13 protein-coding genes are annotated in these 16451 nt (G+C 42.6%); 11 read left to right on the forward strand and 2 right to left on the reverse strand.

From position 1 onward, the window contains the following. The 4 genes from EFA69_RS07090 (at position 1) to EFA69_RS07105 (ending at position 4283) form a co-directional block, all read left to right on the forward strand. The gene (locus EFA69_RS07090) at positions 1-1203 is read left to right on the forward strand and encodes a glycosyltransferase (protein ID WP_123132406.1); all 1203 of its coding nucleotides are present in this window, start codon (positions 1-3) and stop codon (positions 1201-1203) included. Between the two features lie 27 nt (positions 1204-1230). Beyond that, positions 1231-2217 (forward strand): GDP-mannose 4,6-dehydratase, encoded by a 987-nt coding sequence (locus EFA69_RS07095; protein ID WP_123132407.1) that lies wholly within the window; start codon positions 1231-1233, stop codon positions 2215-2217. 25 nt (positions 2218-2242) lie between these two features. Beyond that, positions 2243-3418 carry a glycosyltransferase gene (locus EFA69_RS07100; protein WP_183906718.1) on the forward strand — a complete coding sequence of 392 codons (1176 nt, stop codon included), beginning with the start codon at positions 2243-2245 and terminating at the stop codon, positions 3416-3418. A 145-nt stretch (positions 3419-3563) separates the two neighbouring features. After that, positions 3564-4283: a transglutaminase domain-containing protein gene (locus EFA69_RS07105; protein WP_123132409.1), complete on the forward strand. Its 720-nt coding sequence runs from the start codon at positions 3564-3566 to the stop codon at positions 4281-4283. On the opposite strand, the gene EFA69_RS07110 is transcribed toward EFA69_RS07105, so the two are convergent. Beyond that, complete coding sequence (locus EFA69_RS07110; RefSeq protein WP_123132410.1) at positions 4234-5610, reverse strand: hypothetical protein; 1377 nt, start codon at positions 5608-5610, stop codon at positions 4234-4236. The two genes, EFA69_RS07105 and EFA69_RS07110, sit on opposite strands and share 50 nt — an antisense overlap. Before the next feature lie 590 nt (positions 5611-6200). Between EFA69_RS07110 and EFA69_RS07115 the strand changes: the two genes are divergently transcribed. The 4 genes from EFA69_RS07115 to EFA69_RS07130 all read left to right on the forward strand — a co-directional run bounded on the left by EFA69_RS07115 (position 6201) and on the right by EFA69_RS07130 (position 10702). Further along, positions 6201-7907, forward strand: a complete 1707-nt coding sequence (locus tag EFA69_RS07115) for a CotH kinase family protein (protein ID WP_183906719.1) — start codon at positions 6201-6203, stop codon at positions 7905-7907. Between the two features lie 190 nt (positions 7908-8097). Next, positions 8098-8790, forward strand: a complete 693-nt coding sequence (locus tag EFA69_RS07120) for a DUF4956 domain-containing protein (protein WP_123132412.1) — start codon at positions 8098-8100, stop codon at positions 8788-8790. 10 nt (positions 8791-8800) lie between these two features. Next, positions 8801-9502, forward strand: a complete 702-nt coding sequence (locus tag EFA69_RS07125) for a polyphosphate polymerase domain-containing protein (RefSeq protein ID WP_123132413.1) — start codon at positions 8801-8803, stop codon at positions 9500-9502. A 111-nt stretch (positions 9503-9613) separates the two neighbouring features. Next, a complete protein-coding gene (locus EFA69_RS07130) occupies positions 9614-10702 on the forward strand; it encodes a glycosyltransferase (RefSeq protein WP_123132414.1) in 1089 nt (362 codons plus the stop codon). A gap of 15 nt (positions 10703-10717) precedes the next feature. On the opposite strand, the gene EFA69_RS07135 is transcribed toward EFA69_RS07130, so the two are convergent. Further along, positions 10718-11986 carry a tetratricopeptide repeat protein gene (locus EFA69_RS07135; RefSeq protein ID WP_123132415.1) on the reverse strand — a complete coding sequence of 423 codons (1269 nt, stop codon included), beginning with the start codon at positions 11984-11986 and terminating at the stop codon, positions 10718-10720. Positions 11987-12197: 211 nt separating this feature from the next. Between EFA69_RS07135 and EFA69_RS07140 the strand changes: the two genes are divergently transcribed. The 3 genes from EFA69_RS07140 (at position 12198) to hpt (ending at position 16407) form a co-directional block, all read left to right on the forward strand. After that, on the forward strand, positions 12198-13112 hold the full coding sequence (locus EFA69_RS07140) for an aminopeptidase (RefSeq protein WP_123132416.1): 915 nt from the start codon (positions 12198-12200) through the stop codon (positions 13110-13112). Positions 13113-13218: 106 nt separating this feature from the next. Further along, positions 13219-15453, forward strand: coding sequence for a sodium-translocating pyrophosphatase (locus EFA69_RS07145; RefSeq protein ID WP_123132417.1), 2235 nt, complete (start codon positions 13219-13221; stop codon positions 15451-15453). Between the two features lie 414 nt (positions 15454-15867). Then, a complete protein-coding gene (hpt, locus tag EFA69_RS07150; RefSeq protein ID WP_123132418.1) occupies positions 15868-16407 on the forward strand; it encodes a hypoxanthine phosphoribosyltransferase in 540 nt (179 codons plus the stop codon). Positions 16408-16451 lie beyond the last annotated feature (44 nt).

Raw genomic sequence — 16451 nt, forward strand, 5'->3', positions numbered from 1 at the left:
ATGAATATATTGCTTATAACACAAAGTCTTTCGAATGGAGGGGCAGAAAGATCCATGTCAAAACTTAGTTTTCTTTTGTCTAAGTTTTTTGTTGTTTATATTTTAATTATTGATAAACATAAAAGGATAGATTACGAATATTCTGGACAAATATTATTTTTAGATGACTTTCTTAACGGTAAGAGCCTAAATCCACTGAGGAAAGTATTATTAATTAAGTCGATAAAAAAGAAATATGCGATTGATGCTTCACTGAGTTTTCTTGAGGGGCCTAATTTTAACAATATACTATCAAGATATAAAGATCAGGTTTTAATAAGTGTAAGAGGGCATAAGAGTTCTTTTTACAAGAAGTCAAACTGGAAATGGTGGTTTGAGAAAGTTGCAATAAGGATGCTTTACAACTTTGCTGATTATGTTGTAGCAGCTAGTAAAGGTATTGCGGAGGATCTCTATTTAAATTTGGGAGTGAATCAGAAAAAGATAAAAGTTATTCCTAACTTTTATGATTATCATGATATTATTTCTAGTTCTACAGCTAATGTGGGAGATTATGAGCCTATTTTTAGGGAAAATCTTGTGATGATTACCACAGGCAGGCTATCAATTCCCAAAGGCCATCATCATTTAATAAACATATACAAAGACCTAAAGAAAAATAAGTCGAATCTTAAATTAGTTATATTGGGTGATGGTGAATTGTATGAATACATTTTATCGTTCTCATATAAACATAATTTAAAAGTGTATAGTTGGCGTAATAATGATGTATTAGATTCATCATATGATATTTATCTGACAGGATTTGTATCTAATCCATATTCATATATCGCTAAAAGCTCTTTATTTGTTTTTACATCACTATGGGAAGGATTCCCTAATGCACTAGCTGAAGCAATAATTTGTGGAACATTTGTTGTTAGCGCTGATTGTTTAAGTGGACCTAGAGAACTGTTGTTTGATAATTTATCTTATGAGGACCGTGTGAATTACCCTCTGTTCAGTAATTGCGGTGTCTTATTACCTGCTTTTCAACTTGATGATCAATATAATCATCATAAAGAATATATGATTTGGATGAATTGTATATCTCGCTTACTAAACGCAAAAGAATCTAATTCTTTGACCTGTGATAATACGAGCTTTATTGAGAATTATGGCAAGGAAATGATTTCTGAACTATGGTTAAAGCTCTTTAAATAATATTTTCTTATATTTATAATTTGGGATATGTATCAACCTTTTAATTTCATTAGTGAGATTGGAAATATATTAGTTACCGGGGCTGCTGGTTTTATTGGTTCTCATTTAAGTGAAAGGCTGCTCAAGGAAGGTTTTCATGTGATTGGCATTGATAATTTTGATTCTTTCTATGATAGGAGCATTAAGGAAGCAAACCTGGCTAGCTTAAAAGGCATGCCAGGTTTTTCTTTCTATGAAGCAGATCTTATCGCGCCTGAAGAGATTCAGCAAATCACTGAGAAAGTAGATGCGGTTGTGCATCTGGCTGCCAAAGCAGGGGTTTTGCCGTCTATCAAAGATCCTAAGGGTTATTTAGATGCTAATTTAGGTGCTACTATGACTCTGCTGGAGTTTATGAGAGAGCGTAACATAAAAAAGTATGTGTTCGCCTCCTCTTCCTCTGTTTATGGGAACAACAAAAAAATCCCGTTTTCAGAGACCGATGCAGTAGATAACCCAATTTCTCCTTATGCTTTTTCAAAAAAGTCTGGTGAGTTATTGAACCATACATACCATCACCTATACAATATTGATACAGTAAATCTGCGGTTCTTTACTGTATTTGGGCCTAGGCAACGACCTGACTTAGCTATACACAAATTCTTTAGGCTCATTTATGATGGCCAACCTGTTACTCTCTACGGAGATGGGGGTACCGCCCGCGACTATACTTTTGTACAAGATACCGTAACCGGTATAGTAGCAGCTCTACGTTTTGTGATGAAAAATGAAGGCGTGTTTGAGACGTTCAATCTGGGGAACAACTCACCGGTTGCACTAAAAGATCTGATTAAAAACATTTATGAGGTAATAGGGAAAGACCCTAATATTCAGTACAAGCCCATGCAACCAGGCGATGTAGACATAACTTACGCCGACATTGATAAAGCTAAAAAAATGTTAGGCTATAATCCGCAGACTAGTCTGCTAGATGGATTGAAGGCTTTTAATGAGTGGTATAATGAGAAGAATTAAAGCGCTCTACCTGTCTTATGACGGTATGACCGATTCCTTAGGTCAGTCACAAGTAATAGCCTATTTAGAGAAAATAGCAAAAAAAGGTGTCGATTACCATCTCATTAGTTTTGAGAAACCTGAGGTTTTTGAGAAAAAGAAAGGGACTATTGCTGCAAGAATTAAAGATTCTTCTATTATCTGGCATCCTCTGTCGTACACCAAAAAGCCACCTGTCTTATCTACTCTTAAAGATATAAATAGAGGCTGGGCTAAGATAAAAGAGCTTCAGGAAACAGGAACCTTTGATATTGTTCACTGTAGAGGCTATATAGCCGCTATACTTGGGCAGCGAATGAAAAAGCGTTGGGGAACTCATTTCATCTTTGACATGAGAGGCTGGTGGCCAGATGAAAAGCTGGAAAGTGGGTTTTGGAACTCGCCTGTTTATAAACCAGTCTATTCTTATTTTAAGAAGCTAGAACGGCAGTTCTTTAAAAACTCTGATTTTACTGTGTCTTTAACATATGCAGGTAAAGACGAAATAGTAAAGAATAAGTGGAAAGAGGCTGATGCCATTGGAGTGATTCCAACATGTGTCGATTTTGGAATCTTCAAACCTTTTGAGGAGGTAACCAGAAACGCTGTCAGAGCAGAATTAAAGATTCCCTTGGATGCTCAAGTGCTACTATATAGTGGCTCCCTTGGAGGTAACTATAAGCTGGAAGATTTTCTGGAAGTGTATAGGGCCTTCAAGACAGTATCGCCTAACGGCTATTTTTTGATCCTCTCTAAGACAGAGCCTGAGCCTGTGCTTCAGTTTATTGAAGAGAGTGGGATAGATGCTAGCTCCATCATTATTACTTCCGCCGATTATGATGAAGTATACAAATACATACATGCTTCTGATGTTGGATTAATCATCTATAGTATTACTTATTCAGTTATAGGTAGAAGCCCCACTAAACTTGGGGAGTATTGGGCTGGGGGTATTCCTGCTATTTCTCTTAAGGGAGTAGGTGATTTAGACACAATAATGGAAAAGTATCCTCAAGGAGGAGTGTTGGTAGATTCTCTTGTGCAAGATGAATTGCAGTCTGCTTTTAGAACCCTCCTGTTTGATAGATCTCCTGATAGAAGTATTCTTAGAGAAGCAGCTGTTGATTATTTTGACGTGAGCAAGGGAGTTGAATTTTACTATACTAACTATTGTAAAGCTTAGTAGATAAGTTGACTTGTAGATAATATTGGTACTATGCTCTTGAAGGTCATAAATATGATTTTTGATTAAGCTGTACTGAGTTTCTGTCTAGTATGATCCTATTATCTGAGGTGTTGGTTGTAATAGGTGCTTTTTATTTTGTGTTATGAGGAATAAGAGTAAAACAAGAGGTATTGCGTTAGTCATTGTGGGGGTTTTAGTACTAATGGTGGGTCTAATACTTTACAGTCAAGTAGATAATGATATTACTGTTGCAGATAAAGAATACATAGGTAAAATTTTAAATAATAAATCTATTGATTACCAAACAATCTCTTCTTTTCAGGATGAGGTCAATTTTATACAGTATGTTCAAGCGTCTGTTTTGCAAGCAGCGCCCACCAATAAAGGATTATCTCATGGTGAGCCAAGAGAGCCTCAGCAATTATATGAAGCGGGGTATGGGCTGTGCTTTGATAGAAGCCGGGTAATTGAGAAAGCACTACGCTCTAATGGATTTGAGACAAGGCACATTTCCGTCTTTTCTTTAGAAAAGTATAACTCTCCCCTAAAAGCAATTTTAGTTCCTGGGGTGAGGTCTCATGCTTTAAGCGAAGTTAAAACCTCAAAGGGATGGATGTTTGTTGACTCAAATAGTACTTTGATAGGCCTTACTGCAGACAACCAACCAGTAGATATGAAGCGGCTAAAGCAGGAAGGATTCTATAATGTCAAATGGATAGCTTCAAATGACGTACATAAGAGGATAATATTTCAAAAGCCATTCACTTATGTGTATGGTCTTTATTCAAGACATGGTAAATTTTATCCACCCTTTACCCCCGTACCTGATATTTACTGGCCAGAACTCGTCCAGAATTTTTAGACTTAGGTATTTTGCTGTATGCTCTCAGGAGCAGTAACATTGATACAAAAAAGGGCAGCATGGGAGTTTTATATCTTACTAATGTCCCGAAATTTCCTGATGTAAGCCCTACTCCTAGAGCAAACATCAATGAAAATACTAAGCAAAAGGTTAATAGAGGAGTTTTAGTTATTAACTGAATAATTTTTGTCAGCCCTTTTTTTCGGATCATCATTAGAGTTATCCAAAGAAACCATGTGCTTTCCAGTGCAGAGAGTAACATAACCGGATTTCTAACTTCAAACAGAAATGGTCTATATAAAGATACAAATATAGCTTGGGGTGCCGCTGCTATCATACTTGCAGTTGATCCATCTAATTTGCCTACATTATAGGAAGATCCTGTTCTTCTGCCTGTTCCAGCTATTTTATCAGTTCTTCTGTCCAAGTAATCTGATGTTACAGCTGCTGTTTCAGCTATATTGTCAACAGAGTATTTGTCATCGTCGCTGGTTAAATAGGTACTGCCAAAGTAACCTCCAACCAAACCAATAGCAATTAGCAAGGGAGTGGCTATAAGTCTTAGTGCCTTACTTTTAATCCGCTTGCTGTTCTCCATGAAAATCCATAGACCAGCCGCAGGAACAAAACAGAGTAATATATAGATCTTTACTACTTTGATGATAAATAGGGCAAGGGATAGTACTAGAATAGATAAAAGAATATTTTTCTTCTCTACAAACCCTTGATAAAAAGCCCAGAAAGCCCATCCAAGCATAGCTAAACAAACGGTATCTTTCATGATTCCAGAAGCCCAGAAAAACGCTGAAGGAACAAAGAAGACACCTACTGCTAATTGATTATAATACTTGGGAAAGATTTTTAGAAGTGTTGTGTATAATGCCCATACACCAGTGAAGCAGATAGAAGCGAAGATTATGGCTATGACAGCGTACGTTCTAAAACAGAATAAGCTAAAGAATGCACATGCTTTGACTATCAATTGATTATTCTGGGCGGTGTACCACCGCATGGTAGAGGCGTACTGGTACGTCTCAGGATCAAATTCTCCAGTAGCTAGAAGTAACTTTATTCCAATCTTGGGTGAATCTAGAAGTGGATTATAGATTTTCTCACTCTCAATAAAAAATCTAAAAGTATCACCTCCATGATAGTAAAACTGATATACAAGACCTAATGCGATTGCTCCAAATATCTTTACAGTTAATGCGGGGATAAAATACTTCTTGGTTTTAGGAGTAGTGAATTTATTTCGGCTTGCATACGCTATTGCGTATATCATGATCAAATATATTGGTGTAAGGAGCAAGTCCTTCAGGTCCATCATTGTTGTCTTCAGTTATTATAACAAGCGGCAAGACCAACTTGGTTAGCAGAAATATTTTGCAAGTTAGTCAATTTGAACATACAGGTAAGTCCTAAAATTGCTGCAATTCTAAGCAAGCAGGCTCATTGCCGCTGAGATTCACCTGTTCTATGATGAGAATATGTTAAGAACAGCATTTCAACGGCATGATTAAGCAATTAATGGCCCCTCTATATCAGTGATTGTCAATTTCTATTCTAATAAACATAAAACTATGTCTACTAAGTTCTGCAAGTGTTAAGCATTCCATGTTTCTGCGTTCTTAAGAAGCGTCTGTTTCTGCTTTGAGAGAGGTAAGAAGCTATAGGAAGGATAATTATTTGGGTATAGTGATACAAGACAACCTATATTTGTTCCTCCAACTTTTGCCCCAGGAGTATAGCAACTTGGTAACATAAGACAGACCTTGAAGAAGGATTCGTTTTAAAAGATGTACCTTTGCTGGTTAATTGACATATTTTTGTACAAAATTGATTTAAATGAGGCCTATAGCGGAAAGGAGAAGGAATGGTGCAACACTCTTTGTGTTAGTACCCGCCCTTTTAATACTAGTGACAACTGTAGTATTGGCTTTGGTAGGTATGGGGTACAAACCTGAAAAGGTTACCATTGTGAGAACTAGCACTAAGGTTCCTGTTCCGGTCTTTTCCCAAAGTTCGGGTTTCTATGGGAATGGACTCAGGCTGTCTTTGTCTACCACACACCGTGGCGCGAAAATCTACTATACAACAGATGGTTCAAGACCAACTTTTGACTCTGAAATTTATACTGGGCCCGTTTTAATTCAGGAAAAGATTGATGAGCCCAATAAATTATCAGAGATCAAAACAGCGCCAGTCTTTAATTACCCTCTTTATAATGTTTATAAAGGTACTATAGTAAGGGCAATCACCGCCCTCAACGACTCAGTTATAAGTGAGGAGGCGAGAGCTTCCTTCTTTGTGCATCCAAAGGGAAGGGAACGTTACTCTCTACCCGTGATTTCCTTGGTTACAGATGCAGATAGTCTCTTTGGGTATAAAGCAGGGATTTATGTAGGCGGTGCTACAGCAGATGATAAAGACTTTTATATTAGGAACTCCATCAAAATAGATGATACACGCAGAGGGTTTCCTGCAAATTATAAAAGGAGAGGGCAGCAATGGTACCGTCCTGTAACCTTAGATTTCTTTGAAGAGGGGAGCAATAAAGGCTTTCATGTAAAAGCCAAAGTTGGTATACATGGTAATGCTTCCAGAGAGCAGCAACACAAGTCCCTTAAAGTTATTTTAGAGAACAATGGCCAGATTAAAGAATTGATTTACCCAGTGTTCTCGCCAACCAAGCCAGATACCCTATCTAGCTTTGTGTTGAGGAGCAGCAGCCAAGACCGACATTCTACTATGTTTAGAGATGCTCTGCTGCAAAGCTTCGTCAAAGGGTACACGCAACTGGATATTCAGGAGTACCGTCCTACCATCATGTTCATCAATGGAGAATACTGGGGCATTAATAACATTAGGCATAGGTATGATGAGTATTACTTCCAGCATAAATATCGCATTCCACAGGACAGTCTTGCTATTGTGGGGGTTAAAAGTAACTTGGGAGGAACTGAACTTACAGTTGACCAACGCGTGGGTAGGGTTATCTTAGGAGTAGAGGGAGACCAAAAACCTTACCACGCCCTTCTAGCATACATTAGAAGTCATGATTTGTCTAATCTTGCTTTTTATCAATACGTCACCAAACAGATAGATATTGATAATTTTATTGATTATCTCCTTGCTGAGTTATACTATGCCAACCAAGACTGGCCTAACAGTAACTTGCAGATGTGGCGGTATAAAGTGCCAATGGGCGCATCTGAGAAAGTGTATTATAAAGATGGCCGCTGGCGATGGATGCTGATGGACATAGACAATGGCTTTCTAAAGGGGAAGCATTCATATAATATGGTGAGTCGGGTATTGAAAAGTGAGCAACTTGGTCCATTGTTTTCAGCCCTCCTTAAAAATCCTGCTTTTAGAAATAAATTCTTCGAAAGGGCAGAATACCATCTCTCACATACATTTGAAGTTAATAGAGTTATTGCTGAAATCAATGCGAAACAGCAACGGATTATGCCTGAGATAAAGGAGCATTTGGAACGGTGGCGCACGCCTGCTTCTGTTAAGGTTTGGGAGAAAGAAGTAGAATCTTTAAGAGAGTTTGCCCGTAAACGCCCCGAATATTTAAAAAAGGAGCTTGAGAAGCTCCGTCAGCAATTTATTTCCTGAATCAGGATGATCTGATCCTAACTTTGTTACTTTGTCTGCTTTAGAGATTTGAACTAATACAGAAACTGAACAGCTTAGCTAATATTGTAAAAGTACTACAAATTAAGCTGATTTTACTCATTGCTGAGAATTGAATAAGAGCAGCTTTTACTTTAACTTTGTAACCATTCGTTCTATAACATTTTCTTAAATGGATATTGCTCAACTTCTACGTGGGTTTGTCATTGATAATTTGGCAGGCTTTTCCTACAGAAATCTACCAAACTTCATCTTTAGTTTTTTAGTATGTGCCTCGCTGGCTTATATTTTAGGCAAGCTTTATGAGAAGTTTGGTCACTCCCTTTCTAATAGGAAAGTCTTTGCCAGAAACTTTGTGATATTATCGCTTACTACAATGTTTATCATCTCTGTAGTGAAAAGTTCTTTGGCTCTCTCTCTAGGCTTAGTAGGAGCACTTTCTATTGTACGTTTTAGATCTGCTATCAAGGAGCCAGAAGAATTGACCTATATTTTCTTGACAATTGCTATTGGTTTAGGCTGTGGTGCGGGTTTAACTATTCTAACTGTAATTGCTTTTATAGGGTTTGCTATTGTCATATGGTTTAAGAATCGTTCTCAAAAGCCGCTTGATTATCAGAATCTATATCTCACTATCTCAAATAATGATGATCAAGTACCAGATCTGAATCAAATAGTGCAGATCTTGAGATCTAGTCTTACTGGTGTGAAACTGAAGCGCACAGATGAAACTAATACATCTCTAGAAGCTTCATTTGTGGTGGAGGTTGGTGATTTTGATCAATTAGAGAAGATGCGTAATTCATTGAAAGGTACATATCCTAATCTGAATGTAACCTTCATGGACACAAGTCGGGACTTTTAAGTAGGCTACTTTGGCAAAGAAGGTTGACAGTAACGTATACCGATTTGAGCGGAAGTACCTCATTAAGAATGTTTCCCTTAATGAGGTAAAGCAGGCCACCCTGTTTAACCCAAAAGGGTTTGTGCCGGTTTTCCATCCAAGAACAATTAATAATATTTACTTTGATACACTTGGGCTGAGGGATTATTTCGATAATGTGGAGGGAGATCAGAACCGGATAAAGGTGCGTATTAGGTGGTATGGAGAACTCTATGGCTATAAGAAGAAACCTGTTTTAGAGTTTAAGGTGAAGAACGGGCTTATGGGGTATAAAGACTCATATAGATTAGCCCCTTTCACTCTTGACCGCAGCTTCACTAGAGAAACGTTTCTGGAGGTTCTTAAAAATTCAGATTTGCCTCAGCACGTTTTAGATGCTTTGTCTTCTTTGCATCCCATGCTCCTGAACCGGTATGATAGAATCTATTATTTATCTTTAGATAAAAAGTTCAGAATAACGATTGATAGTAACCTAACTTTTCACAAGATAAGTTTTCTACAGCCTATCTCTCTTGAGAAGTATCTGGAGAGAGATTCTGTAATTATGGAAATGAAATATAGCCGAGAAGATGATATAGAAGCCCGGAATATTTCCACCCATTTCCCATTCCTGCTGACCAAGAGTTCTAAATACGTACGTGGGGTAGATAGCCTTTACTTCAGAACCGATTGAGAAAGGTGGGGCATAATATCACAATAGTTAGAAGGCCTCTTCATAGTTAGCCTGCGCTCCCTATAACAATTTAGAGACATAGCCTTAGTGCTTCCAGATGAGTCTTTGATTATGGACAAGAAGAAAAAAAAAGTACTTTTCTGGATTCCTTATCCTCCAGGAGAAGCTCCCTCACAGCGATTTAGATTTGAGCAATACTTTTCTGCTTTAGACCAACACGAGATAGAGTATAAGTTAGCTCCTTTTCTGGATGAGGCCACTTGGCGTATTCTTTATCTTCCTGGTAAAGTGGTGCCAAAAGCATTAGGGATCTTAAAAGGGTTCTTAAGGCGTTTATGGCAGGTGCTAATAGTTGCTCCTCAATATCACTTCGTGTTTATGCACCGTGAAGCCGCACCGTTGGGACCTCCCATTTTTGAATGGCTTACTGCAAAAGTTTGGAAAAAGAAGCTTATTTATGATTTTGACGACGCTATTTGGTTGGCTAATACTTCAGAACAAAATAAGATAGCTGCAGGATTAAAATGGCATCAAAAGGTTGATAACATTTGTAAATGGGCATGGAAAGTAAGCTGTGGAAACAGGTATTTGTGCAATTATGCCGCACAATTTAATGCGCAAGTAGTACATAATCCCACCACCATAGATACTGTAAATTTGCACAACCCGCACTTATATCCACAACAGCAAAAGGAGAGGGTTGTTATTGGCTGGACTGGTACCCATTCTACCATGCCTTATCTTTTGCCCCTTGTGCCTGTTTTGCAGAGGCTGGAACAAGAGTTTGACTTTGAGTTTTGCGTAATTTCAAATCAAAATCCGCTATTGCCCCTGAGGTCATTTACCTTTAGGAAATGGTCGAAGGAAACAGAGATCGCTGATTTAAGATATTTTGACATAGGAGTCATGCCGCTCACAGATGATAAGTGGGCTAAGGGCAAATGCGGCTTCAAGGCGTTGCAGTATATGTCTTTGGAGGTGCCTACCTTAGTGTCTCCGGTGGGTGTCAATACTGAAATTATTGAACACGGAGTAAATGGGTATATCTGTGCCACCCCAGAAGAATGGGAAACGTATTTGCGACAGCTTTTAACCGGAAAAGCTAATTCTAGAACTTTAGGGATTGCGGCGCGTGAAACAGTGGAAGCAAGATATTCTGTTAAGTCAAATGCTGAGAACTTTGTCCAGTTATTCAACTAGAATAAAGTTCTGGAGTTACTTTACCTTTCTGTTCTTCTTCAGATAAGCTTTCGCTTCTTTCCCGTTCGCAGATTTGGCTTCAGTTAGTTTAAGAACCGTTTCATAGTACTGCTTGGCTTGTCTGATGTTCTTTTCCTTGTCACTTATCCTGGCCAAGTTCACGAAGGAAGAAATGTAATAGCCAGATTCCTGCTCCCCGCTTTGTTCTGCAAAACTAATGCATTGCTGGTAATAACCCTTTGCTTTTGCATAATCTCTGTTGCGGTACTGGTTAATGTAGCCCAGGAAAAAGCTGGCGTAACGTCCGCTGATGGCTTCATAGCCAAACACTTTTCGATCGATTTTATCCAGGATCTGGGTAGAGAGGAGTTCGGCAATACTAAAATTGCCCTCAGTGAAAGCCATGCGGGCATAGAACCGCTGAAAATAAGGGTTGTCTGGATAGGTACTGGCCAGGTACTGTGCTAAGGACATGGCGGCAGCGCCATTTTTAGCGTCATTGGCGTAGATCTTCATTAAGAAAAACTTGGCTTCAGTACCGGTGTAGAACCCGTTGAAGGCGACTTGCTGCAGCTGTTTGAGCCCTAAATTTTTGTTTCCTTTCGGGAAAAAGTAGAGGATGGGGCGTAGGAGGGGATAGTTTTCATGAATCCAGACGGCGTAGTAATTAAATAAGGCTTCGCCAAAGAGGAACTCGTCACTTAACCCATTCGCTTTCTTGCTTTTCTGCAGGTAATCCAGTGCCCTGTTGCTCATGATGGCTGCTTTGCGCCAGTTCTTGCGCTCGGCGTGCAGGCGGGCCCCAAAGCCATTGGCGGCAGAAAGGAAAAAGGCGGCTTCCAAATTTTTATTATCGTCGTCATAAAGTTCTTCGGCCAGGGTAATGGTGGTATCCATGTACGCCAGGAAGAAATTATCATAACTAGGGTCTGTGATGTTGGAGGGTACCATTTTCCACCACTGGCTTAGGCCCAGCAGGAAATAGGGCATAGGGTGCTCGGGGTACCTCCTGCGCAATGATTTAAACTGTTTCTCTGCCGTGGCGAATTTGAAATTATACATATTATCCACGGCACCCCCCAGCTCATTCATGATACTTTCATTGAGCAGAAGCCAGCCTTTGATATCCAATGCCTGGGGCAAGACATCAATAGAATCTAAGATAATAGTGGCTTGGAGAGAGTCCAGGAGTTTCTGGTCAATCTGTTGGCTAGAGTCCGCTACTTGGGCTTTGCTCTGAAAAACGCTGAAGAGCAGCAGGAATAGGAAGAGGGTCTTTTTCATTCAATTTCGAAAAAACGGCTCCTAAACGCCGTTGGGCACAGATCTGAATTTTTGTTTGAAATCTGGCCGCTCACACAACATGCACTGTTCGCGGTAGGTTTCAATATGTTATTTATACTGAGGCTGTTTCTGGATGTTTTCTCAAAATTAGCCTAAATACGGACAGGAACTGCTATGCAAGAATCTGCTATCTTTGAAAAAACGCTGATCTATGGAATTATTGCGCCAACTCTGTCAAGTGCATGCGCCTTCTGGCAATGAAGTTAAAATGAAGGAGTTCCTCCTGAACTATGTGCAGGAACACCAGGCTTCCTGGGCCGTGCAGCCGCAGATCATCCATGGGCAAGGCTTTCAGGACTGTCTACTGCTGATATTCGGGAAACCCCGCACGGTCATTTTCGCTCATATGGATTCTATTGGGTTTATGGTGCGGTATGGTAAGCAACTCATCAAGATTGGCGGACCGGTGGCCCAAACCGGTTATACCTTGGTAGGGCAAGACAAGCAAGGACCTATAGAATGTACGCTGGAAGTAGACGAGGAAGAGCGGGAATTATACTACAACTACGACCGCGACATTGAGCGCGGTACAGAACTGGTGTTCAAATGCGACTTCAGGGAGACGGAGGAGACGGTGCAAAGTTGCTACCTTGATAACCGTTTAGGAGTATGGAACGCTTTACAGGTAGCGCAAACGTTAGAAGATGGTATCATAGCCTTTGGTTGCTGGGAAGAAACGGGGGGAGGTTCTGTGGCTTATTTGGCTAAGTATATATATGAAACCTATGGAGTAACCCAAGCCTTAATTTCAGATATCACGTGGGTGACGGAGGGCGTACACGCCGGGCAAGGGGTGGCTATCTCTTTACGGGATTCTCTCATTCCACGCCGCAGCTACGTCCAGAAAATTATTGCCCTGGCAGAAGAGGCAAACATTCCTTACCAGGTGGAGGTGGAAAGCGCCGGTGGCTCAGACGGAAAAGAACTTCACTACGGCAATATTCCCTGGGACTGGTGCTTTATAGGAGCCCCTGAGGAGCAAGTGCATTCGCCAGATGAGTTGGTGCATAAGAATGACATTTACGGCATGGTAAACTTGTATAAGGTGTTGATGCAGAAACTATAACTTTGCTTGTATAGAGTATAATAGATATTTGTTTTTTAGGTGAGAAACGTTAGCTTGCAGTACAGTCCTTCGCTCACTCATCTAAAAACAAACAAAATTTTACTCTATGCAGACAATTCTTTACGCCATTCCTGCTTTTGGTTTGGTGGCTCTGTTGTACACAGCCATTAAATCTGCGTGGGTGACCCGGCAAGACCCCGGTGATCTCAAAATGAGTACCATTGCCCGTTACATTGCGGAGGGGGCAATGGCCTTTCTGAAGGCAGAATACAAGGTCCTTGCCTATTTTGCCATTATTGCCTCCATCTTTCTGTTCTATTTAGGGTATGTAGGCGAAAAATCGTCGCCTATTATTGTGGTTGCCTTCTTAATTGGCGCCGTATTCTCAGCATTGGCCGGTTTCATTGGCATGCGCATTGCCACCAAAGCCAACGTACGCACGGCGCAGGCCGCCCGTACCAGCTTGTCTAAGGCCCTCAATGTGTCGTTCACCGGCGGTGCCGTGATGGGCATGGGCGTAGCGGGGTTGGCCGTGTTAGGGTTAGGTTCTCTCTTCATTGCCTTTTATTATTGGTTTGTACAGCGGGCCGGGGCTTCTGCCAGCAGTGAGCAAATGGAAGTAGCCCTGGAGGTACTGACCGGCTTCTCCCTGGGGGCCGAGAGTATTGCCCTTTTCGCGCGGGTAGGCGGCGGTATCTATACCAAAGCGGCCGACGTGGGAGCCGACTTAGTAGGGAAGGTGGAAGCCGGTATTCCGGAAGATGACCCCAGAAACCCCGCCACCATCGCCGATAACGTAGGAGATAACGTGGGCGACGTGGCCGGCATGGGCGCCGACTTGTTTGGGTCTTATGTGGCTACCATTCTCGCTACCATGGTGCTGGGCCGGGAAATTACCGTGACAGATAATTTCGGAGGATTGTCGCCCATCATTTTGCCTATGCTTATTGCCGGTTTGGGCATCCTCTTCTCCATGATTGGGACACTCTTCGTGCGCGTGAAAGAGGGCGGAAACGTGCAGGCAGCCCTGAACATGGGCAACTGGTCATCGGTGGCCCTCACCGCGGTGGCCTCTTACTTTGTCATTGACTGGCTCATGCCAGAGACCTTAACCCTGCGCGGCTATGCATTCACGTCTATGGGTATCTTCTGGGCCGTGATCATTGGCCTGGTGGTAGGAACGCTCATCTCCATCATTACAGAATATTACACGGCTATGGGCAAAAAGCCGGTAAATTCAATTGTGCAGCAATCTTCTACGGGGGCGGCTACCAATATAATTGCCGGCCTGAGCGTGGGCATGATGAGTACGGCCCTGCCGATTATTGTATTGGCGGCGGGCATTGTGTTCTCCTATGCAGTGGCTGGTTTATACGGAGTGGCCATTGCCGCCGCCGGTATGATGGCTACTACGGCCATGCAGTTGGCCATTGACGCCTTCGGGCCGATAGCCGATAACGCGGGCGGTATAGCCGAAATGAGCGAACTGCCCAAGGAAGTACGCGAACGCACCGATATCCTGGATGCCGTAGGTAACACCACCGCCGCCACCGGCAAAGGCTTCGCCATTGCCTCCGCGGCCTTGACTTCCCTGGCGCTCTTTGCTGCTTTTGTGGGCATTGCCGGCATCACAACCATTGACTTGTACAAAGCCCCGGTATTGGCGGGCTTGTTTATCGGTGGCATGATTCCGTTTGTTTTCTCGGCCTTGGCCATTAGTGCCGTGGGCAGGGCGGCCATGGCCATGGTGCAGGAAGTGCGTCGGCAGTTCCGCGAGATTCCGGGCATCATGGAGGGAACCGGCAAACCGGAGTATGACAAATGCGTGGCCATTTCCACCAAAGCCGCTATCAGGGAAATGATGCTCCCCGGGGCCATTGCCCTGATTGTGCCCATCTTAGTGGGTTTTGGTCTGCGCGGTGTGTTTGAAGAGGTTTCCAGCGCCGAGATTCTGGGCGGTGTGTTGGCCGGGGTGACCGTGGCCGGCGTCCTGATGGCGATTTTCCAGTCCAACGCGGGCGGGGCCTGGGACAATGCCAAAAAATCTTTTGAGAAAGGCGTGCTCATCAATGGCGTGATGGAGTACAAAGGCTCAGAGCCGCACAAGGCTTCCGTGACCGGCGACACCGTGGGAGATCCGTTTAAAGACACCTCGGGGCCGTCTATGAACATCCTTATCAAACTCATGTCCATTGTGTCTTTGGTGATTGCCCCGCACATTGCCGTGCGCGAGAATCCGCAGCCCGCCCCAGAAAACCGCTTGGATCTGGAGGGAGCTGCTGAGAAGGTGGAGAAAGTTGCCCCGGAAACCACCGTGCACTATCTGGCTACGCAGAAATAAATCACTTATGTAGCAGGCTGCGTTTAGGGGCTGTTTTTCCAAAAACAGCCCCTAAACGCAGCCTGCTCTAAAAATAACCGGAATATCTGGCGCAGGCATTAGCTTCAGTTCATCCGGCTTGCCTGGGCTTCCCTTTCCGCAGGATAATTTTCAGAAGAAAAACTTTGGTTGCCTCCACCTGATTTGGGGCTGTTTTTGGAAAAATGGCTCCTAAACGGAAAAGCCTATGCGTTCCACAGCGCGTTAGGGGACAGGCTGTCGCTTGCGTCAGTAAAGGCTGGTGAAAGTTGCGCGTAACCACAATGTTTCTGAGACAATGCCGGTAAGTTAGAACCCTTCGCTCGCAGAAAAGGCTGTTTTGCTTTTATTTTCCCCCCGTATTCCCCAAATTTGATGCTTCTAGATTTTACGCCAATGCATCACCCACCGGTAACCATTCACGACAAACAGTTCAGTATCTACCTGCCCGAGCGCAAAATCCTTCATAGCGTGGAGATTGTGGCGGCCCGATTGAGCCATGATTACCGGGGCAAAACCCCGCTCTTCCTGTCGGTGCTGAACGGTTCGTTTATGTTTGCCTCAGACCTGATGAAAGAGATGAGCATCCCGTGCGAGATTTCGTTTGTCCGGCTCTCTTCTTACACAGACATGCACAGCACCGGTAAGGTGAAAGAGATCATCGGCCTGAAAGAGAGCATCAAAGGGCGCCATGTGGTGGTGCTGGAAGATATTGTAGACACCGGCCATACCGTTGCGGGGCTGTTGCCGCAGCTGCACCAGCAGGAACCGGCCTCCGTGGAGGTGGCTACCCTGCTCGTTAAGCCAGAATGCCTGCAGCACGACCTGCAGATCAAGTATCCGGCCATGTCCATCGCCAATGATTTTGTGGTGGGCTACGGGCTGGATTACAACGGCCTGGGCCGAAACCTGCGCGACATATACAAAGTCATGTAGCGTTGCGGGGGCGTTTAGCGGCTCTTTTTCCAAAAACAGGCGCT

This window comes from Rufibacter immobilis (genome assembly GCF_003721565.1).
GTDB lineage: Bacteria > Bacteroidota > Bacteroidia > Cytophagales > Hymenobacteraceae > Nibribacter > Nibribacter immobilis.